The following is a 26,911-nucleotide window of genomic DNA, read 5'->3' on the forward strand; positions in this document are numbered from 1 at the left end:
CAAAAACCTGTAAAAGAAAAGAGCCGCAATAAATTTTTATCGCGACTCTTGTTGTTTATGCTTTATTCAACATTATTTTCAGAATTTGATCATCCGTTTCGACCATGCCCCGGCAAGCCAGTTCACCCAGATTAGCGATCGAATCATCCACATCATCCGCTACAATGCCTTCATTGCCGGTGACCTGCATTCCCTCAAGCGCCATCAGCACCGCCTTGTACGCTGCCGCTACCGAAGTGGAGACCTTCATTGCGCAGCTGTTCGAAGCGCCGTCGCAGATCATCCCGGCCAGATCGCCGATCATGCTTGATATCGCCATGCTTACCGTCTCAAAATCGCCTTTCAGCAGGTAAGCCATCCCGGCTGCCGCTCCCATCGCCGCAGTCGTTACCGCACAAAGCGCCGACAACTTAGGCAGCTTGCTATGGATATAGATCGCCATCAGATGCGAAAGCAGCAGTGCACGCAGCGTAGTTTCCTGCGACGCTTTAAGATGCTCGGCTACGACAAGCACCGGCATCGTCGCGGTAATGCCCTGGTTGCCGGAACCGGAATTCGTCATCGCCGGCAAGGTCGCACCGCCCATTCTGGCATCGGAAGCCGCCGTCGTCCGCATCAGGATATGCGTCAACAAACCGTCCGCCATCAGCCCTTTATCGATCTGGCGACACAGCGTCGCGCCGATGTGAAGTCCGTATTGACCGCTCATGCCTTCCTTCGACAGGCAATCGTTCAACCGGGCGGCTTCGCCGATAAAGGAAATCATCTCCAACGGCGCTTGTACGGCAAAATCAAAGACATCTTGGGCGCGAACGCCGGCCATCGAGTAGCTCTCGGCTTTTTTAGCACCGTTTACTTCTTGTTCCAGGCGATAAACTACTTCGCCATTTTCTTCGATCAGAATCACCTGTGTATGATAATCGGCGATGCAGACCCTTACCCAATCCTTGCCGTGTATAACCTTGGCCTCGGAGTAAAGAATATTGTCGACGTCTGCAGTCGTCAAAACTACTTTCTCTTCTTCAATCATTTTTTTGCCCGCTGCGATCTGCTGTGCCGTCAGTTTCTTCAAGACTTCCAGTTTTCCGTCGGGATCGCCGCCCAGTGCGCCGACAGCCGCCGCAATCAGCAAACCGGTCGTACCGGTTCCAGGCACCGTTACCCCCATGCCGTTCTTCATCAAATTCGCCGAAACTTTCGCTTCAATCCGTTCGACTGGCTTAGCCAGACGTTTCGCCGCAGTGGCCGCCGCGAACGCTAAGGAGATCGGTTCCGTACAGCCGAGTGCAGGTACCACTTCCATTTTAATCGCCTTGATGAATTCCTGCCATAATGGATTTGTCGCTTGCTTCATTGTATAGCCTCCTCTTTATCTTTCACGAATCGCTGTTCTTTGCATATGAAATCAGCTTTTTCTTGCCTGCTTACTTTCTTTGCAAGATTCATGCCAAAAGAGAGATTCCCGTTGATCCAGGAATCTCCCCTTTGATTTCTCAGTATAACATGAGAAGATCTGATAAATTTTGCGAAACTTCTCACCTTACTCCAAACCATACTTTTTCATTTTCCGATATAGCGTCGCCAGACTGATGCCCATGCTCAACGCAGCTTGCCGCTTGCCGTCAACATCGCTGCCGAAAGAGGCCAGCGCCGCCGCCAAACGCTTTTTTTCCGGCGCGGTTTCCCGCGCGCTGCGCAGACGGTTCGGCAAATCGGCCGCAACCACCGTCCCGCCCGACGCTTTGACGACCGCGCATTCCACCGCATTCTCAAGTTCCCGCACATTGCCCGGCCATTCATATTCCGTCAGACATTCCATAGCCGCCGCATCAAAGCCCTGCAAATCTTTGGCGTATGCTTGCGCCTGCTGCTGCAGGAAATGCTGCGCCAACAAAGGCACATCTTCCTTGCGCTGCCTTAGCGCAGGCAGATGCAAACTGATTACATGCAGGCGGTAAAAAAGGTCTTCGCGAAAACGCCCCTCGCTTACCATTGCACTTAAATCACGGTTACTGGCTGCCAAGATTCTGACATTTACCGCTATCGCCTGTAGCGAGCCAACCCGTTCCACCAGCTTGTCCTGTAGAACGCGAAGCAGCTTCACCTGCAGCGCGACAGGCATGTCGCCAATTTCGTCGAGAAACAGCGTACCGCCGTTCGCCATCTGGAATTTTCCCGGTTTGCCGCCGCGGCGCGCTCCGGTGAACGCGCCCTCCTCATAACCGAACAGTTCACTTTCAAGCAGCGTTTCGGGAATGGCCGCGCAATTGACAGCGACAAACGGCCCCATTCTGCGCTCACTGGCAAAATGGATCGCTTTCGCCAACACCTCTTTTCCGGTACCGCTTTCGCCGCCGATCAGAATCGTCGATGTTCCGCTCGCAGCCTGTTTCGCCTCATCCAAGACCTGGTGCAGCGCCCGGCTCGTACCGATGATATCTTCGAACTCGACCGGAGACGTGCTCGGCGCCGGCCCGACCTGCGCTCCGGCCAGGCGAAAGCTGGCTACCACGCCTTGAACGACGACGCCCTGCAGCATCGGTTTCGCACTGATGAAATAATGGTGCTGCTTGCCGCGCTGCCACAGTTTTACTTCCCGGTCAACAAAGCCATTGCCGTCACGCAGAACCTCTTCCACCGGCGTACCGGGAAAAACCTCGCTGATATGAAAGCCGATCACCTCCGTCGCCTTCACCTTGAGCAGCTTTTCCGCCGCATAATTAAGATTGATGATCCTCGCCTGATGATCGACCGCAACAATTCCTTCTGCAACAAAATTCAAAACGGTCTCCATCTGGTTTTTAAGCAGCAACGTCCGCTGCATCGCTTCGCTTTCCAAAACTTTCGCAGCCACCAGTTCCGCCATTTTTCGCATGAAGACCAAAAGCTGCGGCCCCTGCTCCGCTAACTCACGCTGCTGTTTTGCGGAAAAAGCGACCAAACCGATAACGCCGATGGTCTCTTGGCCCAGTAAGACCGGACAACACAGCTGCGCCAACTCGGCGCAACTGTCACGCCGTCCGCAGTTTTCGCAGGCATGGCTCGTACTGACGTCGCTGATCAAATATTCATTGCCGCCGCTCAGCACCTGGCTATAGACATTGTTTCCCGTTATATCCTGACCGATTGTATTTTGGTGGCAGCCGGTACCGGCGATGCGAACCATCGTTTCATCCACAATCGTGACATCCATGCCCAAGACACTCGATATCGCCTCGGCGATTTGTTGCGTGGCAATTTGCACGCCTTGCAGTCTAGTCATCCCTTCGTCCTCATCTCTTTGCGTTTTCTCATTTTTCTCATCTTCATTTTATCTGAAATGAGAAGACTCGGCAACGACCATTCTGCTACGAATCGCTCAACGCATGTAACTTTCTCTCTTTCGTTGCCATCAAGGCATAAAAAAACGACCGCCCCTTCTTAAAAGAGGCAGCCGTTCTTCATTTATCTTTCTTAGCCGAGGATTTTTTCCACCGGAGTAAAGTCTTGTTTCAGACCTTCTGCGACTGCTTTGTAGGTGATTTTTCCATCTACAACGTTCAGGCCTTTTGCCAGACCGGCATTTTCCTGCAGCGCTTTTTTCCAGCCTTTATTGGCAATTTGCAGCGCATAGTCAAGCGTCACATTCGTCAATGCCATCGTAGAGGTTCTGGCTACTGCGCCCGGCATATTCGCTACGGAATAGTGCACAACGCCGTATTTAGTGTAAGTAGGTTCGCTATGCGTGGTAACGCGGTCGATCGTTTCTACCGAACCGCCTTGGTCGATGGCAACGTCGACGATTACCGAACCAGGTTCCATGCTTTTTACCATTTCTTCCGTCACCAGTTTAGGCGCTTTTGCACCCGGCAACAGTACTGCGCCGACGAGCAGGTCGGCTTTTTTAGCCCAACGGGCAATGTTATAGCTGTTCGACATTACAGTCACTACACGACCGGCGAAAATATCATCCAAATAACGCAGACGATCGATGGAACGATCGATGATCGTAACGCGTGCGCCCATGCCCAACGCCATTTTTGCAGCATTGGTGCCTACGATGCCGCCGCCGACGATAACGACTTGCGCTGCATCAACGCCAGGAACGCCGCCCAGCAGAATGCCTTTGCCGCCCCAAGGTTTTTCCAGGAATTGAGCGCCGATTTGTACCGACATCCGACCAGCCACTTCGCTCATCGGGGACAAGAGCGGCAGCGAGTGGTTTGCGCCTTCAATCGTTTCATATGCAATACCGACAACCTTTTTCTCCAACAACGCTTTCGTCAGCGCAGGTTCCGGAGCTAAATGCAAATAAGTATAGAGGATTTGGCCTTCATGGAACATGCCATATTCAGATGCAATCGGTTCTTTTACTTTAATGATCATTTCCGATTTATCAAACATAGCCTGTTTGTCAGCCATGATAACCGCACCGGCTTTTTGATAGCTTTCATCAGAGAATCCACTGCCCAAACCGGCTTCTTTTTCCACCATAACCGAATGACCGGCTTTACAAAGTGCTTCAACACCTGCTGGAGTCAGACCTACCCGATTTTCATTGTTTTTGATCTCTTTTGCTACACCAATAATCATGCCAAATCCCTCCAAAAATATTATAATGGGTTTACGTTGATACTATATAGCAAGAAGCATGCCAAGTTATAAAGTCCCGTTTTGTCAGGACTTTTCAGTTTTCTTGTAACGATTTGTTTCCGTTTCTCGGAAGTAAATCGTTACACTTGGAATATTTTATTTCCAAGCAGGCAGGTTTTTTTCTTGTTTTGCCTAATTCTTATGAAGATAGATTATCGTCGCAGAAAGGTGGACTTTTATGCGTTTCAAAATACCTAACCTGGATCGAGTCGGGTTGGTACTCGATATTTCGCAGGCTCTGGCCGAACGAAAGATCAACATCCTCTCCATGGAAGTCGAATTGCGTACCATGTACCTGGAAATCGTTCCTCTTTCAAACATCGCTTATCAGGAACTGGTCGATCATTTGAAAAGCATCAGCGGCATCTTAGAAGTGCATCCGATTGATTTAATGCCGCATCAGGAACGTGCAGAACAGCTTAAAGCGGTTCTGACTTCGGTCAGCGACGGAATCCTCGCCATTGCGCACGACGGTTGCGTAACGCAATATAACCCTGCAGCGGAACAAATTCTGCACATTCCGCCTTCCGAAATGCTTGGCCGTCCTTTGACGGATGTCCTGCCGGACAATCCTCTCTTACTTGAAACGCTGTATCATGGCAAAACTTTCAACAACCGTGAGTTTTTCCAAAAAGATCCGCAAAGCCACTATCTGATCAGCAGCCGCCCCGTGACTGACCAAAGCGGCAAGACCATCGGCGCCGTCGCAATCTTAAAAGATATCCGAGATGTCCGCGATCTGGTGCAGAAAATGGCAAGTCAGATGCCGTTTACCTTCTCCGAAATTTTGCATGTCAGCCATCGCATGAAACAAGTCGTCGCACTTGCCAAAGCCTATGCCCGCGGCGGTTCCACCGTCCTGATCCGCGGTGAAACCGGTACCGGTAAAGAGCTGTTCGCCCGTGCCCTCCACGCAGCCTCCTCACGCAGCGATGAAATCTTCATACCCGTCAATTGCGCCGCCATTCCCGATACTCTATTGGAAAGCGAATTGTTCGGTTATGAGGAAGGAGCGTTTACCGGCGCCAGTAAAGGCGGCAAACAAGGTTTGTTTGAATTGGCCAACGGCGGCACGCTGTTCTTGGATGAGATCGGCGAAATTTCCGGTCCGTTGCAAGCCAAGTTGCTGCGTGTCTTACAAGATAAAAAAGTCCGACGCATCGGGGGGAGCCGTGAAATTTCGGTCGACGTTCGCATCCTGGCTGCGACCAACCGTAATCTAGAGGATATGATCGCCAATGATCGCTTCCGCGAAGATTTATACTACCGTCTAAATGTCATCCCCTTATACCTCCCCGCATTACGCGAACGGCGCGAAGATATTCCTTTATTGGCCCAATATTTTCTGCAACGTTTCACAGCCAGACTAAACAAACAGGTCGACGCGATCAGCGAAGCCGCTTTGCATACGCTTGAACATTATCATTGGCCGGGCAATATCCGTGAATTGGAGAATGTCATCGAACGTGCGGTCAATATCGTTGACGGTTCCGTACTCCTGTCCGAACACATCCTGTTGTATCGCGAAGGGACGAATACGCCGCCGCCGACAGCCTCGCGTCAGCGCAAACTAAGCGAGGTCATGGCCGATACCGAACGCGAAGTTTTGCGCCAGGCGCAGCGCCAATATCGGACGTCGCGCCAGTTAGGCCAGGCTTTAGGTCTTTCTCATACCGCCGTACTGAACAAACTGCGCAAACACGGTCTGCAGCAACCAGAGCAGTAGAAAAACACTGAAAAAAGGATGCCTTCCGATCAAATCGGGGAGGCATCCTTTTTTCAGTGTTTTTTTAATTTTTCGCCCAGCGCCAAGAGAAGACAAAGCCGCTCCGCGCCATCCGCTACCAACTCTTCGCCTGCTGCCAAACATTCTTCCAGACGCATCGGTCCAGGAACAACGCTCGCAGCCGCATCGATGCCCGCCTCCAAAACAGCCTGCCACCCCTGGCTCAAACCGCCGGAAAGCAGCGCAACCGGCACAGCGTGCCGTTTTGCCGCACTCGCCACGCCGATCGGAGCTTTACCGAATGCGGTCTGTTGGTCGGTTCGCCCTTCCCCTGTCAAGACCCAGTCGGTATCGAGCAGTTGTTTTTCAAACTCGGCAACCTCCAGAACCATTTCGACGCCCGGCCGCAATCGCGCGTTAGTCAGCCACAAAAGTCCGGCACCGAGTCCTCCAGCCGCTCCAGTGCCTGGTTTTTCCGCCACAGCTCGTCCAGTGGCTTCTGTCATGATTCCGGCATAGACCGCCAGCGCCGCATCGAGCTGTGCGACCATTTCCGACGTCGCGCCTTTTTGCGGTCCATATACGGCGGAAGCGCCCTGTGGTCCGCAAAGCGGATTATCCACGTCGCAAGCCACCCAGATTTCCGTTTCCGCCAAACGCGCATCCAGAGCCGATAGATCCACCGTTTCCAGACGAGCCAACGCTGCACCGCCCGGCTGCAATGGTTTCCCCCAATCGTCATAGAGTTTAGCTCCCAGCGCCTGCGCCATGCCGGCGCCGCCGTCATTGGTCGCACTGCCGCCAAGGCCGATGATGATCCGCTTCACCCCTTTGTCCAAGGCCGCCACGATCAACTCGCCAGTGCCATGGCTGCTGGCGCGCAGCGGATCGCGTTCTGCGCTGCTAAGTAGCGGCAAACCGGATGCTGCCGCCATCTCGATGACAGCAGTTTCGCCTGAGGCGACAAGGCCCCACTGCGCAACAACCGGCGCTCCAAGCGGTCCTTGTACCGTTGTTTCCACCATTTCTCCGCCCAGCGCGGCCACCATCGCTACGACCGTACCTTCGCCGCCGTCCGCGATCGGCATCTGAACCACCTGCGCCTCAGGATACACTCTGCCGATACCGCGCGCCATCGCACTCGCGACCTGCACAGCCGTCAAACTTCCTTTATAGGAATCGGGTGCAACGATAATCTTCACATATCTTCCCCCTCTACTTGCCTCACGCTATCGGGTCTCTATACGCCGCAATTGCGCCGCCGTTATCACTTTGCAGCCACCGCGTCCGCTGTTGGCAGCCTCAATCAAAGAAACTGCCACCTGTTGCGCTTCTACGCCTCTCCATGCCAGCGGCAGAAAGCGATTGATTCGAAGCAGCAACCACTCGCCCAGCCTGAACTCACTTCTTTTTCCGAGCAGCAGCGACGGTCGCGCGATGACCAACATCTCAAAAGACAGTTTTGCCAGCGCATCTTCAAGCGCCCCTTTTGTCCTCAAATAGAAAAAGCGGGATTTTGCCGAAGCGCCGGCCGAACTCACCAGCAGAAACCGTTTTGCACCTTTTTTCAGCGCAAGCTGCGCCAATTGGAGCGGATATTCATAATCCACATTAACAAAAGCCGCCTTTGAGCCGGCTTTTTTGCGCGTGCTGCCTAGCGCGCAATACACGTCATCAACCGTCAGGTCGGCGGTCAATTCTTCCAAACGGGAAAAATCGCCTTCACGCACAATAAGCTTTCCGCCTTCGCGCCAAGCCGTTTTGCGGCAAACGACCACGATCTTATCGTAGCGTGGATCCGCCAAGAGCCGTTTCAATAAGATTCCACCGACCAAACCGGTCGCTCCGACTAGCATAGCCGTTTTACCCATTTCAGCCTCCTGCGCTGCCATTTTTATTTCCCCAGCCATTGCCGAATTCGTTCTACACCTTCAGCCAAGCGCGCTTCCGGTTGGACAAGCGCAAAACGCACAAAACCTTCGCCGCATCGTCCGAAGGCGCTGCCCGGGATGACAGCCACGCCGGTATGTTTCAATAAGTCTGCCGTAAACTCAAGCGACGATTGCCCGCTCGGCACCGGAGCCCATACATACATCGATGCCTTCGGTTTGTCGAGTTGCCAGCCGATCCGGTTAAGGCCGTCGACGACAACGTCGCGCCGCCGTTGATACGTGTCGGCTGTAGCCCTTACATGCGCCTGCGATCCCGTTAACGCCGCAACAGCAGCGGCCTGCAACGGCGCAAACACGCCATAATCGAAATTTGATTTTAGGCGGCTCAATAAACCGATGACCTGCGCATTGCCGACGACATAACCGACGCGGCAGCCGCATAGATTATACGTTTTTGACAACGAATTGAATTCAACGCCGACTTCCTTCGCACCGGGAATGGCCAAAAAGCTTTCCGGTCGATAGCCGTCAAAGACCAGCTCGCTGTAGGCAAAATCATGGCAGACGACAAAGCCATATTTAGCCGCCAGTGCCACCACCTCTTGAAAAAAGCTTCGACTGGCAACCGCCGCCAACGGGTTGTTTGGATAATTTAAGATCATCATTTTGGTCCGGTTAAGTACCGCTGGCGTTAACGCTGCCAAATCCGGTAGATAGCCGTTTTCCGCCCGAAGCGGCATGAATTCGAGCTGCGCTCCGGCCATCAATGGGCCTGCGCAATAAATAGGATACCCCGGATCAGGCACTAAGACGACATCTCCGGGATTGACCAGACAAAGACCGATATGCGAAAGCCCTTCCTGAGAGCCGATCAGCGAATGGACTTCGCTTTCCGCCTCCAGCGTTACAGCATGATGTTCGCGGTACCAGTCGGCTACGGCGTTTAAAAAATCAGGCCGCCCCTTCGTCAATGTATAGCCGTAGCTGTCCGCATTGCCTGCGCTTTGGCGCAGCGCCGCAACGACATGATCCGCCGGTAGCAAATCCGGACTGCCGATGCTGAGTTGAATCACATCCTGTCCGGCAGCCTGCGCGGCTTTTTGCATCTGCGCAACCTGAGAAAATACCGCAGAGCCTAATCCTTTCATCCGTTCCGCTTCCTGAAACATCTTCACCACTCCCCATTTCCGGCGATACGTTCATCGCTTTTCTTTGCTCTTATCCTTATAGACGATTTCTTAGTTTGTATTTCGCCTTCCGCTCGCTATCCCCTGCCAAAAAAGCATTTATGCATAGAAAAACGGACCGATCATACGATCGGTCCGCACTATGCATCGAGTTATGCCAGCAGCGACAGCATTCCCTGTTGTTGCTGCATAGTCTTGGAAAGCGCCATGATGTTGGCGTACAGACCTATGCCTGAAGCGCCAAAAAGCGTCGCCTCTTTCGCCATGTCCGCATCGCGGTAACGCGATTCTGCCGCCTGAAGGTTTTCTGCCGAAGAAGAGGCTATGTCACTGCTATACTGCAGCCCATTCACAGACGCGCCTACGCTGCTGCGAATCGACGACAGGTTCGCCATGCCCGTGTCAATCGAATCCAGCGTTGTTGCCGCCGCTGCCTGTGTCGAAACATCGAAACTGACGCCTAATCCGGCGGCTGAGGTATTGCCGATCGAAGCGGTTGCCGTCTGTCCGGCATTTGCGCCCACCTGACTTGTCATATTCGACAAGGTTCCGTCATTCGTATTGATCCCGTTAAACTGCGTATTGCTGGCATTGCTGTTCAGCTGCGCGCCCAGTTGGTTCATTTCCTGCTGAATCATAGAGCGATCCTGATCCGTCAGCGTTCCATTGCCCGCCTGAACAGAAAGCTCCCGCATACGCTGCATCGTGTCAGCGCTGCTGTTCATGCCGCCTTCGGCGACATTCAACATCGAGATAGAATCCTGTGCATTGCGTTCAGCCTGGTTCGAACCCGAAATTTGACCACGCAGTTTTTCCGAGATCGCCAGTGCGGCAACGTCGTCCGCCGCCTTATTGATCCGTTCACCTGTCGCCATGCGCAACATGGCTTTTTGTTGATTTTGCAAGGCATTGCTGTAATTTGAGTATGACGGAGTATATGCGCCAATTTGCATATTATTCACCACCTCGCAGACTACTTCTTATTGTCATTGTACACCGTGCATCCGCAAGATAAAATAGGTCTTTTGCCTTATTCTTCAGCAGCTGTTATTCCACTTCCAGCATGTACCCGGTACGTGGGATCGCCTTGATCAATGAACCTTTATCCTGCAGTTTTTTTCGCAGGCGGTATACCAGTGTGTTGATCTCACTCAATTCCACATCCGGAACACCGGCAGCATCAGAAACACGTTCCGCCCAGACCACTCGCTTGATGTCTTCATAACCGACTACGCCATTGGCATGCTGGTATAAGAGCAGCAGCAGGTCCCACTCTTTGCCCAGCATCGGCGAAACCTTGCCGTTTATGATGCATTGACGCCGCTCTTTTTCAATCACAAAGCCGGTATGTTCCAACAAGCGATGCTCGGCAATCTCCATCGTTTGTTCAAACTGATTCGATGCCAGATAGCGCAGCACTACATTCCCCAAAGCCATGCTGACAATATCGCCATCCTTGAGAGCGATGTCTTCGTGTTCCCGTATCGTCTGTCCATTGATCAACGTCCCGTGCTTGCTGCCCAAATCCTGCAACCAGTGTCTTGCCTCGCGATAATGCAACTGCAAATGACGCCGGGAAACGAAATAGTTGCTGAATCCCAAATCAGGCTGAACAGAACCGCTGGAGCGCCCGATGATCCACGCATCGCCTAAAATAGCCAATCGCGTTCCCGCTTCATATGGCTCGCCTTTTATTACGATAAAGCTAGCTTCTTTCGACACCCTGTCAACCTCCCTATCGGCTTAAAACGCACCCTGTTTTCAGGATACCTGATATGACTTGTTTTCATCTATGCCAAGCGCCTTATAGCATACTGGCAAGAACCTAACACTATATAATTCCATTTTGCGGAGCAAATTCCTGCCATCGCTCAAGAGCGATTACGTTCGCCTTCTTTATCAACGTTTTTTCAAGTGTCATTTCTCTTTTCCGGCTTTTTCAAAAGCGAATATCGCGCCTTGCAGTTTCAATATTCGCTTTATTTATAAAATTACAAATAATAAGCAGGAATATCCGCTTTCGCCGCGGAATGATAGTAGTGCAAATTGCGAAGCACTTTTTGAAAAGTTTTTACGGGAGGTGATCCGCCCGCATGCTCCAGCCTCCCCTGGGCGCGCGGGCCTTTTTCATGCCGTAAAAAAGGCAAAAAGCCGCGCACCTTCTATCTGTAAAGGCACGCGGCTTTTCTCAAAAAATCAGTTCTTCGCCATCCAGCGGTATTTTCAGCCGCGCGTCCGGAATCAAGCTGCGCAGCGCTTGCCGCGTCAGTAGGCAATGGTTGAACGCTTCCATATGCACGGCTACGACATCGGCCTTTGAAGCCTTCAGCAATACCCTGATATCGTTTTCATCCATGGTGATCGGCTTGTCGTTTAGAAATCTCGCGCCGCCGCAATAGGCAATGATGATTTCCGGTTTATGCTTCAAAAGAGCGGCTTCGACCTCCTGACACCAGACCGTGTCGCCGGTAATGTAGAGCTTCGCTTCCCCTTGCGCTTCGAGCACATAGCCCGATACTGGTCCCATCGCATTCGCAGTCGCCCCGTAACCGTGCCGCCCGCCGGTACGCGATAAGCGAATCCCATTCCACTGCACCTCGTCGAACAGCGGAGTCACCTGCGAAAACCCGCTTTCCAAAAGGCGCCGTTCATCCTCCGGCTGACAGAAGACCGGCAACGTTTTCGGCAGTTCATCAATCGCCGCCTGATCAAAATGATCACGGTGACAATGCGTGATCAGGATCGCTTCCGCCTCATCAAGCATCGCGCGCTTTGGAAATTCCACGAGAGGATTTGCGCGCGGCAATGGCGAATTTTCTACGGGCGGCATTGTCTCAGCCAGCGCCAGCATCGGATCCAGCAAAATTTTTCGTTCTCCCAGCGTCAAAAGCATCGTTGCATGACGGAATAAATTCAGTTTCATTTTTCTCCTCCTGCTTTTCTTTTCATTATAATTCTTTGCGCTTTTTCCGCCCATACCCTGAGCCAAGTGTTTCACCGTCAAAACTTGATTGTTGAAAGGATGTCCGTTATGTTCCTTGATCAGACCGACAAACAAATTTTATCCGCCTTAAGGCAAAACAGCCGTTTACAATGGAAAGAGCTTGGCGAAAAAGTTCATCTTACCGGACAGGCGGCCGCCGATCGCGTCCGCCGCTTGGAAGACGCCGCCATTTTAAAAGCCTATACCATCACCGTCGACGAAGAAAAACTGGGCAACCGGACTCAGGCATTGATCCATGTCTTTCTCAACAACGACTGCCATCCCGCCTTTCAAAACTTCATCCGCAAGCGCGATGAAATCCGCGCCGCGCATCGCATCAGCGGACATGGCTGTTATATCCTTGAAGTCATCCTCGCCGACAGCGCAGCGCTGAACGCACTGCTCGACGACTTGCTGCCGTACGGCAACTACCAATTGAATCTTTCAATCCAACAAATAAAATGAGAACCGGCCGCTGGCCGGTTCTCATTTTATTTGTCGCTTTCCCTTTCATCCAGTGCCGCTTTCGCCAATTGATCGGCCATTTCATTTCCTGCAACTCCGGTATGTCCGGCCACCTTTACGAAACGGACCAGCGAGCTCTGCTTGCGCATAAAGCGCGCATACGCTTGAGTAAATTTGTTTTTAGCCTGCCAAGACCCTTCTGCCCAGGCGGAAATCCCTGAATAGTCATGGTGAATATACACGCGTTCCAAGCCTTCTCTCAACGCCCATTCGACCGCCTGCACCGTCGCGGCCAACTCACCGGCCACATTGCGGATAGCAGCCGCTTCCTCATCCATGCCGAGTCCTTTGTCGCAGTGAAGCAGCTCTCCTTTTGAGTATACGGCGTAGCCCCAGCTATAACGACCGGCCCGGTAACTGCCGTCGACATAAATGTCGATCCGCCCTCGCTCTGATGCAGCGTCGCACGGTTCCTCCGCCAAGACACCGGCGCCAAAATCACCGGCCACATACGCCTTCGCCTCTTCCTGCGTCGGAAAGCTTTTGAACGCCGCATTCGGATATCCTTTCACCTGCGCCTCGCATTGCGCCCAGCTCGTGTAAATACCAGGCAATCGCCCGGTTCTGACCGCATAAAATTTACCCTTTTTGTTCATATGCCACCTCACCACTTTTACGGCAATTGCTTGCCGTTCTTGACCCGCCACCAGGAGATCGCACGCTGCGCTTCGACTTCCTGGTACACCTGATAGACACTAGGCGGCTGCGTCGTGCTTTTCGCATCCGGCAAGGCCTCCGAACCCTCTTGGCAGATCTTGCCGAAATGCTGCGCTGTTATCCAAAAGCCATAATTGAAGCCCATTGCATTGCCGCGCGTCAGACTGTCGCCCACCGTATAGTATTTGAAACCGCGCGGCGCGATCAGTTCCATCAACGTCGCACCGACGTTGATATGGCTGCCTGCCGCGTCAGACGGCAGCATTTCCTTTTGCACCCCTTTGCCATGCACGATGAACGGAATCGCATAGCGCTTGAAATTCGTCGGGTTCAGCTCCACATTGACCCGGTCCGCATGATCGCCGACAATGACGAACAAACTGTCCGGATACTTCTCTTCCATTTCCTTGATGAAGCGCGTCATCATTTGATCCGCATACCAATGATGGCCCAGTTTTCGAATCAGCTCCGTATCCTCTTTTCGATCCGGCGGCAGTGCGTCGATGACCTGTTGGCGCGGAAAACCGGCCGCCGCAAGATCGACCGTATACGGAGAATGGTTGGAGACCGTCAGCACGACATGAAAACCGTCTTCCTGCGGATTCAGATTCTTTTCAACGGTATCAAACAGATCCTTATCATCGCAGCCCCAGACGTTGCCGCTCGGGCCGCCGACATCGCCGCGGCTGTGAAATTCATCAAAACCCTGCGCCATGACGAAGTCCCTTACCCGTTCCCACGAACTCGGTCCGGCATACCAAAACTTCGTCTTGTAGCCGAGACGTTTCATCTGAGGCGCGAGCGCGGTAGAAAATGTCTCTTTGTACGATTCCGGCAGATAGGTCAGGTACAGGTTCACTTCCGCCAGTCCCGACACGATTCCCATCACGCCGGAAATCGTACTGAGGCCGTTCGGCAAAAAGGAGCCGACATAGGCGGTGTCGGACTGTTGGATCAATTTATCCATGCCCGCCGTAATGCCAAGCGCCTTATACTCCGGCAGCAGCGGCCAATTCGCATAACTTTCACCGATGATCAAAAAGACCTGACGCGGCTTTTTCACCTTCGCACCCTCGGCATGACGTGAGAGGTATTCATCCAGATCATCTCCCTGCACCGGCCGTCGCGCAACAAAAGAAGCGAATTCGTGCATCCGCGCCTGGTCGGCATCGACGCCGGTCGAAGCAGAGAGACGGTCATGCAGGATATAGGCACGATACAAGGCCTGGACATCGTCGAGAATCGCTTCATTCAACAACTCGTCTCTGGTGATTCCGGCATTTTCCCAGTCGAAATTATCCGCATAGCCCGTACTGCCGCCGCTGACGGCATAGAGAGAGAATTGATAAAACATCCATAGCGCCAGCACACGCAAGGCGATATTGACGTACCAGCGCGACGTCACCGGCAGACGGAATGTCCTTACCTCAAGCCAGCCCTTCAAGAGCCAGCATAGCGCCGCTGCCGTCAGCGCGATCAGAGCAAGACGCAGCGGCAATTGATACTGCTGCACCAGCGTGACAAAGAGCGCCCAGACATCGTCGCGCATCGTATTGAAAACCAATTGGTTAAACCCCATGTGAAACTGTTCATAATAAGGAATTCTGGCATAAAACAAAAAGCTCAGCAAAAGTACATAGAGGCTGCCCAGACTGAGACGCAGTTTCCCCAGGCGCGCCGCCGGCACCAACGTCCGCAAGCAAGTACTCAGTCCGAAGGTCACCGCCACCAAGACGGACGCGCTTTTCAGACTGATGCGAAAACCGTATTCCAGCGCAGTCAGCAAGTCCTCCTGCGTGGTCGCCGGATTCAGATACTTATGCATGACAAGAACAAATGCAACCCTGAATACGGTAAACAGGGCCATAAGAAACAGATATAATTTGAAATCCTGCTGCAATTCATGAAATAAAGCTTCCCAACGTTTCGTCACAGTGACTGACTCTCCCTTTTTTACTTACGCTGCCGCTGTGCAGATCAGCATCGACACAACGTTCATTTTACCTGTGTTGCGACGATATGACCAGTGCTTTTCAGAATAAAAAGCCGCTTTCGGGCAAGTTTCTTTGCGAACCTTCTTTTCTTGAAAGGATTTTCCGCCTTACAACGCGAACCCCTATCAAACTAGAAATAAATTACAGATATTTTTGCATGGAGGAGGACGCGCTTATGACCGCCCTTGAACCGGCCAACATCGTTATTTTTGGCGCCTCCGGCGATTTGACCCACAAAAAGATCATGCCTGCCTTATTCAATCTCTTTCTCGACCGCTTGCTGCCCGCACACTTTCAAATTATCGGCTTGGGGCGAAGTGATTTGACGCGGGAAGAATTCACGCTCCAGCTTCATTCCGGCTGCGCGGCGCATTCGCGTCGTCCGCCAAAAGAAAAGAATTGGCAGGATTTCATCCGTCATCTTAGCTACCGGCGTTTTGACTATCACTCTTTCGCCGATTACGACGCTTTGGCGAATGACCTTCCGTTCTCCAGCAGTAAGAGCGGCAACACCATCTTCTATCTGGCCACGCCGCCGACGCTCTTTCCCGTCATCGCCGGACAGCTTGCCCACTTTCCCTCGCTGCGCGGCAATGAGCACTGCCGTATCGTGATCGAAAAGCCTTTCGGACACGATCTGGCGAGTGCACACACACTGAATGTCGCGTTGGCGCAAACGTTCTCCGAGCGTCAGATTTTTCGCATCGATCACTATTTAGGAAAAGAAACCGTGCAAAACATTCTGGCTTTCCGCTTTGCCAACGCCCTATGGGAACCGATTTGGAACCGTAATTTTATCGACCATGTCCAGATCACCGTAGCGGAACCAAGCGGTATCGGACGCCGCGGCAACTATTATGAACAAGCAGGTGCACTGCGCGACATGGTGCAAAATCATCTCTTGCAGCTTCTCTGTCTGATCGCGATGGAACCGCCGACTTCCTTTCAGCCCGATGAAATTCGCAATAAGAAATTGGACGTGCTGACCGCATTAAAGCCGTTGGCATGCGGCGATGCCGTACGCGGCCAATACGCAGCCGGTTTCAGCCAGGGCGAAGCCGCCGTCGCCTACCGCGAGGAAGCAGACACTGCGCCGGACTCAGAAAGCGAAACCTTTGCCGCGCTACGTGTTTGGCTTGATAATTGGCGCTGGCAAGGCGTTCCCTTCTATCTGCGCACCGGCAAACGCCTGCCCGCGCGCGTTTCAGAAATATCGCTTCAGTTTCGCCCGGTTCCGCATCATCCTTTTTCCGGCCCGCCTTTGCCGAGCAATCGTCTCGCGATCCAAATCGCGCCGCTCGAGGGCATCTTGTTGCGTACCCAGGCTAAGGAACCCGGGCCCGGCATGAAGATCCGTCCGGTCGAAATGCATTACACCTACCAGGAGATGTTCAACACTCCCTCGCCCGAAGCGTACGAAACGTTACTACTTGACGTACTGCGCGGCGATCCCGGTTTGTTCATGCGCGCCGATCAAGTCGAAGCCGCCTGGACTTTCCTCGATCCGCTCTTGCACGCCTGGAAAAAAGACGGTTCGCCGCTCACTTTCTATGAATCGGGCACTTGGGGCCCACAAGAGGCCAATGCGTTGATTCGCCAGGACGGCCGTAGCTGGCTATTGCCGGCTTGCCTGGAAATACACGGACAGGAGGGACACTGCCATGCCTACGACTAAGATTTTTCAAGACCTTAGCGCTCTCAGTCATGCTGCCGCTGCGCTTTTTTTAGAAAAAGCACGGGAAGCGATCGCCAGTCATGGTTCATGCCGCGTCCTTTTATCCGGCGGCGACACGCCGCGCCTGCTCTACGAAATATTAGCCCGTCCCCCATACAGCACGGACGTCCCCTGGTCAAAGCTGGAGGTTTTTTGGAGCGATGAACGCTGGGCGCCGGCAGACAGCCTTTACAGTAACCAAGGCATGGCCGCCAAACTTTTGCTCAACCACGTGCCGATTCCAGCCGGACAGATCCATGCCATCGCCTATTCCGACAATATTCATCAGACCGTCGACGATTATGAAGCACTGCTGCACAACCTTTTCCCCAAGGATGGTTCGCCGACTTTCGATCTCGCATTCCTTGGTTTGGGCAGCGACGGCCATACGGCGTCCCTCTTTCCCGATGCCGGCCTGCTTCCGACGGACGAGCACTGGGTTTATCCGGTCTTCTTCGACGATCCGGATCTTAACCGCATCACTTTGATGCCAAGTCTTCTCAACCGTTCCGCACTGACCGTCTTCTTAGTCTCCGGCGCAGGCAAAGCCGAAATCATGCAGCGATTCTTTAAAACGCCGCCTGCGCTGCCTTTACTGCCTGCGCAGTGGATACAACCTCTTAACGGCAAGCTTTATTGGCTGCTGGACGAAGCGGCCGCGAGCCTGTTGCCGAAAGAAAAAAAGGATTGACCGTGTCAGCCGCCGGGTGCAGCCGCATCCGGCGGCTTTTCCTTTATCGTTTCCCGAGCATCAGTTCTTCCGCCAGCTGTATGAACGCTTTTAACGCCGGCGACAGCCACTTGTCGCGATGCAGCATCATTTGCGTCTTGATGCCAAGATGCGGTCCGCGCCAAGGCAGTTCAAGCAAACGCCCCTGTTCCAGCTCCTGCTCCACCGCAATGCGCGGCATGACCGATACGCCAAGGCCGATCGCAACACATTCCTTTATCGCACCGATACTGGAAAATTCCAGCATCGGTCCGGTGGTGACATTGGCTTCCTGCAGCATATTTATGACAAGCGGCCGATAACCGCAAGTCTTTTCCGTTAAGATAAACGCCTGTCCTTCCAAATCCTCCGGTACGAGAAAGGACTTGGCCGCCAGCGGATGCGACGGATGCGCCACGACGATCATCGGTTCTTTTATCAAGACGGTTGTCTTCATATCAGCCAAGCGAATCAATTGCGTCAATGAAAAGGCAACGTCAATGCTTCCGTCACGCAACATCCCGGCAAAATTCTGACAGCTGTTGACCTCAAGATGCAGTTCCACTTGAGGATAGCGTCGCCGATATTCACGCAATAAAGACGGCAGGCGATACACACATAACGATTCGGCCGCGCCGATCGATACTTTCCCTCTGATTTCCTGTCCGGGTTTCATATCGTCACCGATTTCTTGAATTTGTTGCAGTAAGTGCTGTACATGCACCTCGAATTTCCGTCCGGCAGCCGTGAGATAAATTTGCCGTCCCAAACGGTCGAATAATTTCACGTCCAACTCGTCTTCCAACTGCCGTATCTGCGCCGTGACATTCGATTGGACATAACCAAGCTCTTCTGCCGCTTTCGTAAAACTGAGCCGGCGGGCAGCAACCGCAAAAATCCGCAATTGACGTATCTCCATTTTTTCCTCCGTCTTTGCATCATTTCAAATGATACTTTCAATCAATTTAATCATCTTTACTATACAATATAGGAATGCTACAATCAAGGCACAGAGAACGTATTACGTCAGAGAGTTTCACGTTAGATTGCCAAGTGACCCCTCACCGCGATCTTCGTCAACTGATCAATCAGAAAAATTGATTAATTCTGATTGCGCACCCCACTATAAAGGAGGATTTTTCATGGACACTTCAATTTTATTGGCAACCGGTGCCACCACCGTTCTTTACACGTTGAGCCGCATGCTCTTTTGGAAAGGCGTCGCCGCCGAACCAAGCACTCCCGCCTATTGGAATCGCCAATATCTGAAATACTAACTCTTTCCCTCGATAGACGGTCGACTGCATGACCAGTCTACAACAAAAAAGGCCGGGCAAATGCCCGGTCTTTTTTGCGTCTCCTTTTCAAATCCCTTCGCTCTCCCTGATTTCCTGCGCTATTTTTGCGTGCGGTCCAGCCCAGATCACTTGCTGCCAATCAGACATCTTACGCCAGCAAAGGGATTTCGCTGCCAGTTCTTTTCGTTCCACCGTTTCCGTCGCATAAACCGTCATCTGCCATTGCCGGTGACTGAACGTATGCGTTAGTTTTTGCACTTCCTGCGCTAATTCAACTTTAAAGCCCCACGCGGACAAACGCGCTTCCAGCGCCGCTTGAGCCGCCGCCCAGTCGACGCCTTCCGCTGCGGGAAATTCCCACATCCCCGCTAGAATCCCCTGCTTGGCACGGCAATGCAAGAGAAATTCTCCCGCCCGATTACGCAGCGCCGCTACGGCAACCGCAACAGGCAACGGTGCTTTTTTCGCTTTTTTCAGCGGCAGTTGCCGCTGCAGTCCCTGCCGGCATCCTTCGCAGCACTCCACAACCGGACAAGACTCGCAGCGCGGCGCTTTCGGAATGCAGATAACCGCCCCCAGATCCATCAGCGCCTGATTGAAATCTCCCGGGCAATCGCGCGGCATGACTTCGAGCACTAAGTCGGCAATCCGCTTTTTCACACTCGCTTTTCCGACATCATCCGCCAACGCATAGATCCGGCTGAAAACGCGCAGCACATTTCCGTCAATCGCCGCTTGCGGCTGGTCATAGGCGATACTGAGAATCGCCCCCGCTGTATAATCTCCGATTCCGGGAACGCGCAAAATCTCCTCGCGTTCCTTTGGCAGTTCGCCATTATATGCGGCCTGCACTTCGCGCACGCCTTTTAAGAGATTGCGCGCCCGCGAATAATAACCGAGGCCCTGCCAATATTTTAGAACCTCCGTTTCATCGGCCGCAGCCAATTCACCCATGCTCGGAAAGCGCCGCATCCAGCGTGCATAGTAGTCTTTCACCGCTTCCACGCGCGTTTGCTGCAGCATGACCTCCGACACCCAAATGCGATACGGATCCTTATTCTCGCGCCAGGGAAGAGTTCTTCCCTGACTGCGATACCAGGCCAAGAGTTGCACAGGCCAGGCATTTTTCAGTTTTTCCTTTTTCAAATCGGCACCCTCCTAGCCTGGCATTCCAATGACAAAGCGGCTTTTGCTGCCCTGCCTTCCGTTTTGCACCTCCAGGCGCGCATCAATCGATTCCTTCAACTCCGGCACATGCGAGATAATTCCGACCAGACGCCCAGCCTCTTGCAGTTCGAGCAGGCAGCGGATCGCGTTGTCGAGCGCTTCCGGATCCAGCGTCCCGAAACCTTCATCAATAAACATGGTATCGAGCCAGATTCCTCCGGCTGTTGCCTGGACAACATCAGCCAGCCCCAGCGCCAAAGCCAGCGAAGCCTGAAAACTTTCGCCGCCGGACAGCGTTTTTACCGAACGGATGCGCCCGGTATATTGATCCAGTACTTCTAAATCGAGCCCGCTTTGCGCATTGCCCTTGCCCCGCTCCTGACAGCGCGCCATTTCATAGCGGCCCGCGGTCATTTTCTTCAATCGCCAATTGGCAGCGCTGATGATATCATCAAAAAATGCGGCCAACACATAGCGTTCAAACGATAGGCGGGCTTCATTCTGTCCCTTGGCAACCTTAGCCAGATCTCCGACAATCCTGTACTCGTTCTCGCGCTTGAGCAACTCTTCCTGCTGCGTCTCAAGACGCAGCAGCACCCTTTTATTGTGTTCACAGCGCGCGCGGATTCCCCCTTGCTCCTTCTCCATTTCGCCTCGCCGCGTCTCAAGTATGACGAGCGCTTCTTGCAACGCTGTCAGTTCGACGCTCTGCACCCCTCTTGTTTCGAGTTCCCCCTGCTCGACCTGTTTGCTTAACGCCGCCCGTTCTTCCTGAAAACGCCGTACAGCGTTTTCCGCTTCGCGTAGCGCTTGCGTATCGAGACGTGCCGCTTCATAAGCCTCGACCCCGGCAAAGCCGCTTTCCAACAGCGCCTTTTGAAACGCAAGCGACTGACGTTCTTTTATCGTTTCTGCTTCCAGGCAATTTTGCTTTGCCGCAACAAGCTGACTCTCCTTGTCCTGCCGCCGCAGTGTCGCCTCCTGCCAAGCTTCACGCAATCCTTCCAATCGAGCTTGGCTTTGCCGCAGATTTTCCTGTTCCTTCTTCAAAAGCAGCCTCAATTCGGTCGCGTCCTGCCCTTCCGGCGGCAGCAGCGCAGAAAGCTCGGCGACGAGCAAAACCAGCGCGTCACGCTGAAGCTGCTCTTTCTCCCATTCTTTTTGCGCCGCAAGCATAGCGACAGCCGTCTTTTCCAGCGCGACCTCGTTTTCAGCCTTGCCGCATTCGAGCGCATTTAGTTCTTCGGCTTTTTCAGCGGCCTGCTTCACTCTTTGCTGAATTTCCCGCCGTTCTTCTGCCAAATCCGCAAGTGCAAGCGCGTCTATCCCCTCTCTTTTCAACTGCTCCAGTAGAAAAGATAATGTCTGCTCACTGTACTGCAGCTGCGCCTTCGTTTCATAGAGCTGCTTCCTTGCCTGTTCGACTTCGCGGTTCACTTGCGCCAAGTCCGCTTCCGCGCTTTTCAGCTCCGCCTCACGACTGCCAAGCAGCGTTACCGTAGCCGGCTGCGGATGTGCAAGCGAACCGCAGACAGGACAGGGCTGATTTTCTTCTAATTGCTGCGCCAAGCGTCCGGCCACATCCTGTTGCCACTCTTGCTCCAGACGTTCTCGCACGGCTTCATACACAGCCATTTTTTCCCGGGCCGCCTCACTGCTTTTCACTTTTTCAGCAAGCGCGTCTTCCGCCTCCTGGCGACCGTTTTCCGCCTGCTTATACTGCAGATTGAGATCGCACTGCCTTTCCAGCGTTTCGAGCTGCAAAGACAATTTTTCCCTTTCTGTGGCCGCCTGCTGCGCCGCGAGACGTCTCTCTTCCAGCGCCGCATTTTCTTTTTCCTGTTGTTCGTGCGCACGGGCGCTTTGCGCCGCTTTCTCTTCAGCCGCACGGCAAGCCGATTCCGCTCTCGCCAGTTCCAGCCTTTTCTCACGCAAGCGTTCACTTTGTCCCTGCAAATTTTCAAGACGAATGACCTTTTCCTGTAGGATGAGGCGAGCACCGTCCTGTTCGCGTTCTTTCGCCAAGGCTTGTTCTTTTTCAACGAGCAACTGTTGCGCTTCGTCGCAAACCTTCTTGGCCGCATCGACGGCCAGCGCTTTTTGTGACCAATGCAGTTGCCACTCTGCACAGGCTTCGGCCGCTCCATTCAAGACCGCCGCACGCCGTGCAGCATGCAACGCCTCTTCCCGTCTCGTTTGTTCAGGCAACTGATCCTCTAAATCACGCAGCTGGCGCAGCGCGAACTCGTGCTCGTTTAGTTTCCGGTTCACCTCTTCGCCCTGCGCGATCCGTGCACTTTGCTCCGTTACGCGCAGCATGACCTGCCTTGTCTCTTCCTGCAGCCTCGCTAGCGCGCCTTCATCTGCCAACAGGCTTTCCTGCGCCAATTCTTTTCCGTCCAGCAGCGCAAGCGCGCCCTCTTTCGCCAGCAGCTGCGCCAACGGTTCCCAGCCTGCGCCATCGAGTGAGCGTATGATTTCGCTTTGTCGCGCCAAAAAAGCGCCGACATCCTGTTCCAAACCTTTCGCCCGTTCTATCAGATAGTCTTGCACTTGACGGAACGCTTCGGTGCCGAACAGTCGCTGCAGGATATTTTCCCTTTCTTTACTGTCGGCCATGATCAATTCTCTAAACTCACCCTGCGAAATCATCACAACTTGTTTGAACTGCTCATAATTCAAGCCGATCAATGCGACCACTTCTTCATTGACTTCACGAACCCCACTCAACATGGAACGCTGCGGCTGGTCAAGATAGTAAAGCTCCGCATCCGCATTCTGTTCCGTAAAACCTTCTCCCCGCGTCTTTTGCCGCAGCTGCTTGGGCAAGCGACGCACCCTATAACGTTTTCCCTGCAGAGAAAATTCAAAGTCGACCGCAGTCAAAAGACGCGGCGCTGCAAAATCACTGCGCAAGTTTTCCCCGTCACGTTCGCGTCCGCTGCCTTTGCCGTAAAGAGCATAGCATATCCCGTCGAATACGGTCGTCTTGCCCGCGCCGGTCGGCCCGGTAATGAGAAATAAATTCCGCTGCGCCAGTTCGGTGAAATCAATGATCTCTTCACCTGCATAAGGTCCGAAGGCGGACATTTTCAGTCGGATCGGCCGCATCTATTTCCCCTCCTCTTTGCCCAGCACGGCAGAAACAGCAACGTCTACCACCTGCCGCCTTTCTTCATTCAATTCCTCGCCCACCACCTGGCGATAAAAGTCCGCGAACAGATCCGCTTTGCTGCGTTGCCGCATCGCGATCGCCTGCAGTTCCTTCTCCTTTACCTGGCGCACCTCACGTTCCAAGGCCAATACATTCGGATAGGCCGCCCGTAAACGGGCCATCGGTTCGACTACCTCGCCGTCATCAGTCAACGTCACATGCAGGTAGTCTTCACGGCCCGCCTCCTCCTGCGAAGCGGCCGCCAGCAAATCCTGCAGGTTCCCTTTTATCTTGCGCACTTCAAGACGCGGCGTGAGCGGCAGCAATTTCAGGCTGACTTCACCCTCGCCGTCGATTTCCGCCAGCGTCAGCGACTTCGGCTGTCTCACTTCAGAAAAAGAATATTTCAGCAGGGAACCGGCATAGCGTATCCGTTCACTGCCGGCCTGCTGCGGACGATGCAGATGTCCGAGCGCGACATAGGAAAAATCCTGAAAGTGCGCCGCGCTTACATAATCTGTGCCGCCAACCGAGAGCGGCTTTTCCGATTCGCTTTCTTCGAGCGCCTGCGCGCCGCGCACATAAGCATGCGTCACCAGCACGCGCCGCCTTTTCTCTTCATTTTTCGGCAGCCGCTTAAGCAGCGCTTCCATCGCACTATCGTGATCGCGCACCGCCGCGTCGTCAAGCAACTCCCGCACTGCGCCCGGCGCTGCATAGGGCAGCAAATAAAAATCCACCGGCCCCCATTGATCTTCCAAGGTAACCTGCGAAAGCGGCAGAGAGAGACGGCCTGCGATATGAAGCCCTTGCACCTCTAAGATCCGGCTGCCAAAACCCAGACGATCCGGGCTGTCGTGATTGCCGGCAATGACCAGCACCGGCAGCGCATGTTCCAGACGCAAACGACTAAAAGTCCGGTCAAGCAGCTCCACCGCTTCGACCGGCGGAACACTGCGGTCGTACAAATCGCCGGCGATGATCAGTACGTCCGGCCGTTCCTTCCTGATATATTCGATCAGCTGTTCTATGACATACGATTGATCCTCGGTGAGTTGCACTTGATTGAAACTCTTGCCGATGTGCCAATCTCCGGTATGCATGATTTTCATCCTGACAACTCCCCCGTTTTACTTTGACTTTCACTAACTATGTTCAGTTCCTCATTCCCTTTCATCGTTCCTGCCTAAAATTAAAAACGAAGCGGCAGAGTTTTTGTTTCAAAATTCACGCAATTTTCCGTCATATGCTGGTAAAGAGCGTGAAAAAGGAATACAATAGGAACTAACTATAGGCATCGCAATGGCAATGAGCATAAAGGAGGATGAACATGCAATTTTCCGTGAACCCGGAAGTCTTTGAACATTTGGAAACAGCCTGCGTCGGAGTCGTTGTCGCACGCGGACTCGACAACACGATGGCCAACCCCGTTATTGACCGGTTGCGAATGGACAGCATCCGGCGCTTTATCGAACGCCTGCGCTGCGGCACGGCCCGTCAGGCTCCGGAAATCGCACCGTATCGCGAAGCTTTTCACCGCCTCGGCTTTGACCCCGATCATTTTTCGCCCTCCATCGAGACATTAGCCTGCCGGGTAGAAAAGGGACGCGGCGTGCCTTCGATCAATCCGGCCACCGATTTAGGCAATGCGATATCGCTGCGTCATTTTGTACCGCTGAGCGCGTACGACCTCGGTTCCAGCGACGCCGAAGCCGATGTCTGTATCCGCCTCGCTACGCCCACCGACCGTTTCCTGCCTTTCGGGCAGGAAGATCTCGAAGACGTTACGCAAGGCGAAGTGATTTATACGCTCGGCGATTGCGTGAAAACCCGCCGTTGGCTATGGCGGCAAAGCCCGATCGGCAAAGTGACGGAAAACAGCCGCAATGTATTTTTCCCGATCGACGGTTTTTCCGACCACAATCTTGACCGCATCTTAGCGGCGCGCGATCATTTGGCGAGGATTCTCCAAGAACAGCTCGCTTGTGAAGTCGTCGTCGGTCTGGTCGATCAGGATCATCCCCTTTTCGAAGCATAAAACAAAACGGGAACAAGAAAGATTTCCTCTTTCTTGTTCCCGTTTTGTTTTATATCTTTCAGCAGCACGCAAATCGTGCACTTTCATTTTAGCGCAACTAAGCAATTTTTATTCCGTAACGCTTCTTTCCTGACCAGCCAGCGTCAGAAAAAAAGAGTTCAATGCCGCTTCCTCTTCCGGCGATAATGAAAATAAACTTCTCAAATCCTCATCCGCTCTTTTTTTTGCTGTACTCGAAGCCACTTCAGCCGATTCTTGCACGTACTTCACAACCTTACCTCCTGCGTCCTTACTCATCCGGTTTTCTATAATTATTTTCTTTCGCTGCGTAGCGGCAATCCCCTGTCGAAAAAACGCTGTTTTATCTTTTTTAAGTATTTAAAGTGCGAAAAGAAGAAACGGCTTAGCGATTGGTCTCCGTCCGCGGCTTTAACGCCGGCAACGGCAGAAAGGTCAACGCTGTTCCTTTTTCAATGAGCGAGAGCAAATGTGCCCGTCCATCGGCGGCTGGCGTTTGAACCAGCCACTGTTCCGGCGAAAAATGCGTCCATCCGGCGACGCCATCGCTGCTTTGCAAATACAGCCACTGTCCTCGCTCGCCTTCTCCCCAGGACGGCGGAAGCGTTGCTTGCAACTGTTCACGCGGCAAAGCCATCGTGTGCCCCTGGGAGTAAACGCTAATCCACTTGGCATCCAAACTCGAAATATAGCCAAACTGTTGAAACTCGCCGCTATTTTCTGCGCTGTGCAATTTTTCTTTCGCGCTGACCACCGACAGCTCCGGCCAAGCCCAACAGCCTATCGCCAACAGACGGGCCCGTCCGCCGGGTGCAAGCAATCCGGTCGCAGTCGCCCGTGCATCCGGCCAGCCGTATAAAAGAACAGGCGCTTGGTTTTGCAAATGAAGCGGCGTCCCCTGCAGCTCTTGCGCGAGATATCCATCGGCAAACCAATAGCCAGGCAGCCACAGCGCACCGCCGCTTGCCGGCTGCAAACCGTTTTGCGCTGCGATTTGCGGTTCGCTGATGCTCGGCGGACTGAAACTGGGCGGCGTAAACGCCTGCGCTGACAGCGTGAAAAGAAGACTCCCCACAGCGCCCACTACGAACGCGATCATTTTTCCCATTACAATTCCCCCTCTATTTCCACTTATTTTTATTTTACAGCTGACAAAACTGTAATCTTTCTATATAATTACTTCTGTTGTCTAAATTTTATGTCACCTATTTTACGTA

23 protein-coding genes are annotated in these 26,911 nt (G+C 53.2%); 6 read left to right on the forward strand and 17 right to left on the reverse strand.

Translation table 11 applies throughout. The features are described 5' to 3' along the window. Window positions 1–55 precede the first annotated feature (55 nt). From QTL79_RS04305 to ald, 3 genes are all read right to left on the reverse strand, one after another. Window positions 56–1,354, reverse strand: a complete 1,299-nt coding sequence (locus QTL79_RS04305; protein ID WP_346353713.1) for an L-cysteine desulfidase family protein — start codon at window positions 1,352–1,354, stop codon at window positions 56–58. A 186-nt stretch (window positions 1,355–1,540) separates the two neighbouring features. Continuing rightward, window positions 1,541–3,262, reverse strand: coding sequence for a sigma-54 interaction domain-containing protein (locus QTL79_RS04310; protein WP_346353714.1), 1,722 nt, complete (start codon window positions 3,260–3,262; stop codon window positions 1,541–1,543). A 191-nt stretch (window positions 3,263–3,453) separates the two neighbouring features. Beyond that, window positions 3,454–4,572 carry an alanine dehydrogenase gene (gene ald / locus QTL79_RS04315; protein ID WP_346353715.1) on the reverse strand — a complete coding sequence of 373 codons (1,119 nt, stop codon included), beginning with the start codon at window positions 4,570–4,572 and terminating at the stop codon, window positions 3,454–3,456. 238 nt (window positions 4,573–4,810) lie between these two features. On the opposite strand from ald, the gene QTL79_RS04320 reads away from it, so the two are divergent. After that, complete coding sequence (locus QTL79_RS04320; RefSeq protein WP_346353716.1) at window positions 4,811–6,358, forward strand: sigma 54-interacting transcriptional regulator; 1,548 nt, start codon at window positions 4,811–4,813, stop codon at window positions 6,356–6,358. Between the two features lie 53 nt (window positions 6,359–6,411). Here QTL79_RS04320 and QTL79_RS04325 read toward each other — a convergent pair whose 3' ends face one another. The 6 genes from QTL79_RS04325 to QTL79_RS04350 all read right to left on the reverse strand — a co-directional run bounded on the left by QTL79_RS04325 (window position 6,412) and on the right by QTL79_RS04350 (window position 12,360). Next, window positions 6,412–7,560 carry a glycerate kinase gene (locus tag QTL79_RS04325; protein WP_346353717.1) on the reverse strand — a complete coding sequence of 383 codons (1,149 nt, stop codon included), beginning with the start codon at window positions 7,558–7,560 and terminating at the stop codon, window positions 6,412–6,414. Between the two features lie 27 nt (window positions 7,561–7,587). Continuing rightward, complete coding sequence (locus QTL79_RS04330) at window positions 7,588–8,229, reverse strand: NAD-dependent epimerase/dehydratase family protein (protein WP_346353718.1); 642 nt, start codon at window positions 8,227–8,229, stop codon at window positions 7,588–7,590. Window positions 8,230–8,252: 23 nt separating this feature from the next. Beyond that, on the reverse strand, window positions 8,253–9,419 hold the full coding sequence (locus tag QTL79_RS04335; protein WP_346353719.1) for an aminotransferase class I/II-fold pyridoxal phosphate-dependent enzyme: 1,167 nt from the start codon (window positions 9,417–9,419) through the stop codon (window positions 8,253–8,255). A 170-nt stretch (window positions 9,420–9,589) separates the two neighbouring features. Continuing rightward, window positions 9,590–10,390: a flagellin N-terminal helical domain-containing protein gene (locus QTL79_RS04340; RefSeq protein ID WP_346353720.1), complete on the reverse strand. Its 801-nt coding sequence runs from the start codon at window positions 10,388–10,390 to the stop codon at window positions 9,590–9,592. Between the two features lie 94 nt (window positions 10,391–10,484). Then, window positions 10,485–11,159 (reverse strand): FHA domain-containing protein, encoded by a 675-nt coding sequence (locus QTL79_RS04345; protein ID WP_346353721.1) that lies wholly within the window; start codon window positions 11,157–11,159, stop codon window positions 10,485–10,487. 466 nt (window positions 11,160–11,625) lie between these two features. Continuing rightward, window positions 11,626–12,360 carry an MBL fold metallo-hydrolase gene (locus tag QTL79_RS04350; protein WP_346353722.1) on the reverse strand — a complete coding sequence of 245 codons (735 nt, stop codon included), beginning with the start codon at window positions 12,358–12,360 and terminating at the stop codon, window positions 11,626–11,628. A gap of 108 nt (window positions 12,361–12,468) precedes the next feature. On the opposite strand from QTL79_RS04350, the gene QTL79_RS04355 reads away from it, so the two are divergent. Further along, on the forward strand, window positions 12,469–12,885 hold the full coding sequence (locus tag QTL79_RS04355) for an Lrp/AsnC family transcriptional regulator (RefSeq protein WP_346353723.1): 417 nt from the start codon (window positions 12,469–12,471) through the stop codon (window positions 12,883–12,885). Between the two features lie 26 nt (window positions 12,886–12,911). Here the strand turns inward: QTL79_RS04355 and QTL79_RS04360 are convergent, their stop codons facing one another. Together QTL79_RS04360 and QTL79_RS04365 are read right to left on the reverse strand one after the other, a co-directional pair. Continuing rightward, window positions 12,912–13,541, reverse strand: coding sequence for a ribonuclease H1 domain-containing protein (locus tag QTL79_RS04360; protein WP_346353724.1), 630 nt, complete (start codon window positions 13,539–13,541; stop codon window positions 12,912–12,914). A gap of 17 nt (window positions 13,542–13,558) precedes the next feature. Beyond that, window positions 13,559–15,535: an LTA synthase family protein gene (locus tag QTL79_RS04365; RefSeq protein ID WP_346353725.1), complete on the reverse strand. Its 1,977-nt coding sequence runs from the start codon at window positions 15,533–15,535 to the stop codon at window positions 13,559–13,561. A 236-nt stretch (window positions 15,536–15,771) separates the two neighbouring features. Here QTL79_RS04365 and zwf point away from each other — a divergent pair, with 236 nt between their 5' ends. Together zwf and pgl are read left to right on the forward strand one after the other, a co-directional pair. After that, entirely contained in the window at window positions 15,772–17,271 is a 1,500-nt protein-coding gene (gene zwf, locus QTL79_RS04370; protein ID WP_346353726.1) for a glucose-6-phosphate dehydrogenase, read from the forward strand. Continuing rightward, on the forward strand, window positions 17,258–18,001 hold the full coding sequence (gene pgl, locus QTL79_RS04375) for a 6-phosphogluconolactonase (protein ID WP_346353727.1): 744 nt from the start codon (window positions 17,258–17,260) through the stop codon (window positions 17,999–18,001). Before zwf ends, pgl begins: the two co-directional genes overlap by 14 nt. Window positions 18,002–18,044: 43 nt before the next feature. On the opposite strand, the gene QTL79_RS04380 is transcribed toward pgl, so the two are convergent. After that, window positions 18,045–18,938 (reverse strand): LysR family transcriptional regulator, encoded by an 894-nt coding sequence (locus tag QTL79_RS04380; RefSeq protein ID WP_346353728.1) that lies wholly within the window; start codon window positions 18,936–18,938, stop codon window positions 18,045–18,047. Between the two features lie 223 nt (window positions 18,939–19,161). Here QTL79_RS04380 and QTL79_RS04385 point away from each other — a divergent pair, with 223 nt between their 5' ends. Then, a complete protein-coding gene (locus QTL79_RS04385) occupies window positions 19,162–19,296 on the forward strand; it encodes a hypothetical protein (protein WP_346353729.1) in 135 nt (44 codons plus the stop codon). Window positions 19,297–19,383: 87 nt separating this feature from the next. Here the strand turns inward: QTL79_RS04385 and mutY are convergent, their stop codons facing one another. From mutY to QTL79_RS04400, 3 genes are read right to left on the reverse strand one after another with little or no spacing between them, the layout of a single operon-like run. After that, window positions 19,384–20,463, reverse strand: a complete 1,080-nt coding sequence (mutY, locus tag QTL79_RS04390) for an A/G-specific adenine glycosylase (protein WP_346353730.1) — start codon at window positions 20,461–20,463, stop codon at window positions 19,384–19,386. Window positions 20,464–20,475: 12 nt separating this feature from the next. Next, window positions 20,476–23,595 carry an AAA family ATPase gene (locus tag QTL79_RS04395; protein ID WP_346353731.1) on the reverse strand — a complete coding sequence of 1,040 codons (3,120 nt, stop codon included), beginning with the start codon at window positions 23,593–23,595 and terminating at the stop codon, window positions 20,476–20,478. Next, complete coding sequence (locus tag QTL79_RS04400; protein ID WP_346353732.1) at window positions 23,596–24,750, reverse strand: exonuclease SbcCD subunit D; 1,155 nt, start codon at window positions 24,748–24,750, stop codon at window positions 23,596–23,598. It abuts the gene before it with no gap. A gap of 218 nt (window positions 24,751–24,968) precedes the next feature. Between QTL79_RS04400 and QTL79_RS04405 the strand changes: the two genes are divergently transcribed. Beyond that, a complete protein-coding gene (locus tag QTL79_RS04405; protein WP_346353733.1) occupies window positions 24,969–25,676 on the forward strand; it encodes a B3/B4 domain-containing protein in 708 nt (235 codons plus the stop codon). Window positions 25,677–25,784: 108 nt separating this feature from the next. Here the strand turns inward: QTL79_RS04405 and QTL79_RS04410 are convergent, their stop codons facing one another. Further along, the gene (locus tag QTL79_RS04410; RefSeq protein ID WP_346353734.1) at window positions 25,785–25,946 is read right to left on the reverse strand and encodes a hypothetical protein; all 162 of its coding nucleotides are present in this window, start codon (window positions 25,944–25,946) and stop codon (window positions 25,785–25,787) included. A 133-nt stretch (window positions 25,947–26,079) separates the two neighbouring features. Next, the gene (locus tag QTL79_RS04415) at window positions 26,080–26,802 is read right to left on the reverse strand and encodes a hypothetical protein (RefSeq protein ID WP_346353735.1); all 723 of its coding nucleotides are present in this window, start codon (window positions 26,800–26,802) and stop codon (window positions 26,080–26,082) included. Window positions 26,803–26,911: the final 109 nt, after the last annotated feature.

This window comes from Azotosporobacter soli, assembly GCF_030542965.1.
In the GTDB taxonomy this organism is placed as follows: Bacteria; Bacillota; Negativicutes; order SG130; family SG130; genus Azotosporobacter; species Azotosporobacter soli.

Excerpts from the sequence above, each read along its gene's own strand:
- QTL79_RS04355 (WP_346353723.1), top strand. The coding sequence starts at position 12,469 with ATGTTCCTTGATCAGACCGACAAACAAATTTTATCCGCCTTAAGGCAA.
- QTL79_RS04310 (WP_346353714.1), bottom strand. The coding sequence starts at position 3,262 with ATGACTAGACTGCAAGGCGTGCAAATTGCCACGCAACAAATCGCCGAG.
- ald (WP_346353715.1), bottom strand. The coding sequence starts at position 4,572 with ATGATTATTGGTGTAGCAAAAGAGATCAAAAACAATGAAAATCGGGTA.
- QTL79_RS04330 (WP_346353718.1), bottom strand. The coding sequence starts at position 8,229 with ATGGGTAAAACGGCTATGCTAGTCGGAGCGACCGGTTTGGTCGGTGGA.
- QTL79_RS04385 (WP_346353729.1), top strand. The coding sequence starts at position 19,162 with ATGGACACTTCAATTTTATTGGCAACCGGTGCCACCACCGTTCTTTAC.
- QTL79_RS04400 (WP_346353732.1), bottom strand. The coding sequence starts at position 24,750 with ATGAAAATCATGCATACCGGAGATTGGCACATCGGCAAGAGTTTCAAT.
- QTL79_RS04305 (WP_346353713.1), bottom strand. The coding sequence starts at position 1,354 with ATGAAGCAAGCGACAAATCCATTATGGCAGGAATTCATCAAGGCGATT.
- QTL79_RS04360 (WP_346353724.1), bottom strand. The coding sequence starts at position 13,541 with ATGAACAAAAAGGGTAAATTTTATGCGGTCAGAACCGGGCGATTGCCT.
- QTL79_RS04350 (WP_346353722.1), bottom strand. The coding sequence starts at position 12,360 with ATGAAACTGAATTTATTCCGTCATGCAACGATGCTTTTGACGCTGGGA.
- pgl (WP_346353727.1), top strand. The coding sequence starts at position 17,258 with ATGCCTACGACTAAGATTTTTCAAGACCTTAGCGCTCTCAGTCATGCT.
- QTL79_RS04415 (WP_346353735.1), bottom strand. The coding sequence starts at position 26,802 with ATGGGAAAAATGATCGCGTTCGTAGTGGGCGCTGTGGGGAGTCTTCTT.
- QTL79_RS04320 (WP_346353716.1), top strand. The coding sequence starts at position 4,811 with ATGCGTTTCAAAATACCTAACCTGGATCGAGTCGGGTTGGTACTCGAT.
- QTL79_RS04335 (WP_346353719.1), bottom strand. The coding sequence starts at position 9,419 with ATGTTTCAGGAAGCGGAACGGATGAAAGGATTAGGCTCTGCGGTATTT.
- QTL79_RS04380 (WP_346353728.1), bottom strand. The coding sequence starts at position 18,938 with ATGGAGATACGTCAATTGCGGATTTTTGCGGTTGCTGCCCGCCGGCTC.
- QTL79_RS04405 (WP_346353733.1), top strand. The coding sequence starts at position 24,969 with ATGCAATTTTCCGTGAACCCGGAAGTCTTTGAACATTTGGAAACAGCC.
- QTL79_RS04395 (WP_346353731.1), bottom strand. The coding sequence starts at position 23,595 with ATGCGGCCGATCCGACTGAAAATGTCCGCCTTCGGACCTTATGCAGGT.
- QTL79_RS04340 (WP_346353720.1), bottom strand. The coding sequence starts at position 10,390 with ATGCAAATTGGCGCATATACTCCGTCATACTCAAATTACAGCAATGCC.
- zwf (WP_346353726.1), top strand. The coding sequence starts at position 15,772 with ATGACCGCCCTTGAACCGGCCAACATCGTTATTTTTGGCGCCTCCGGC.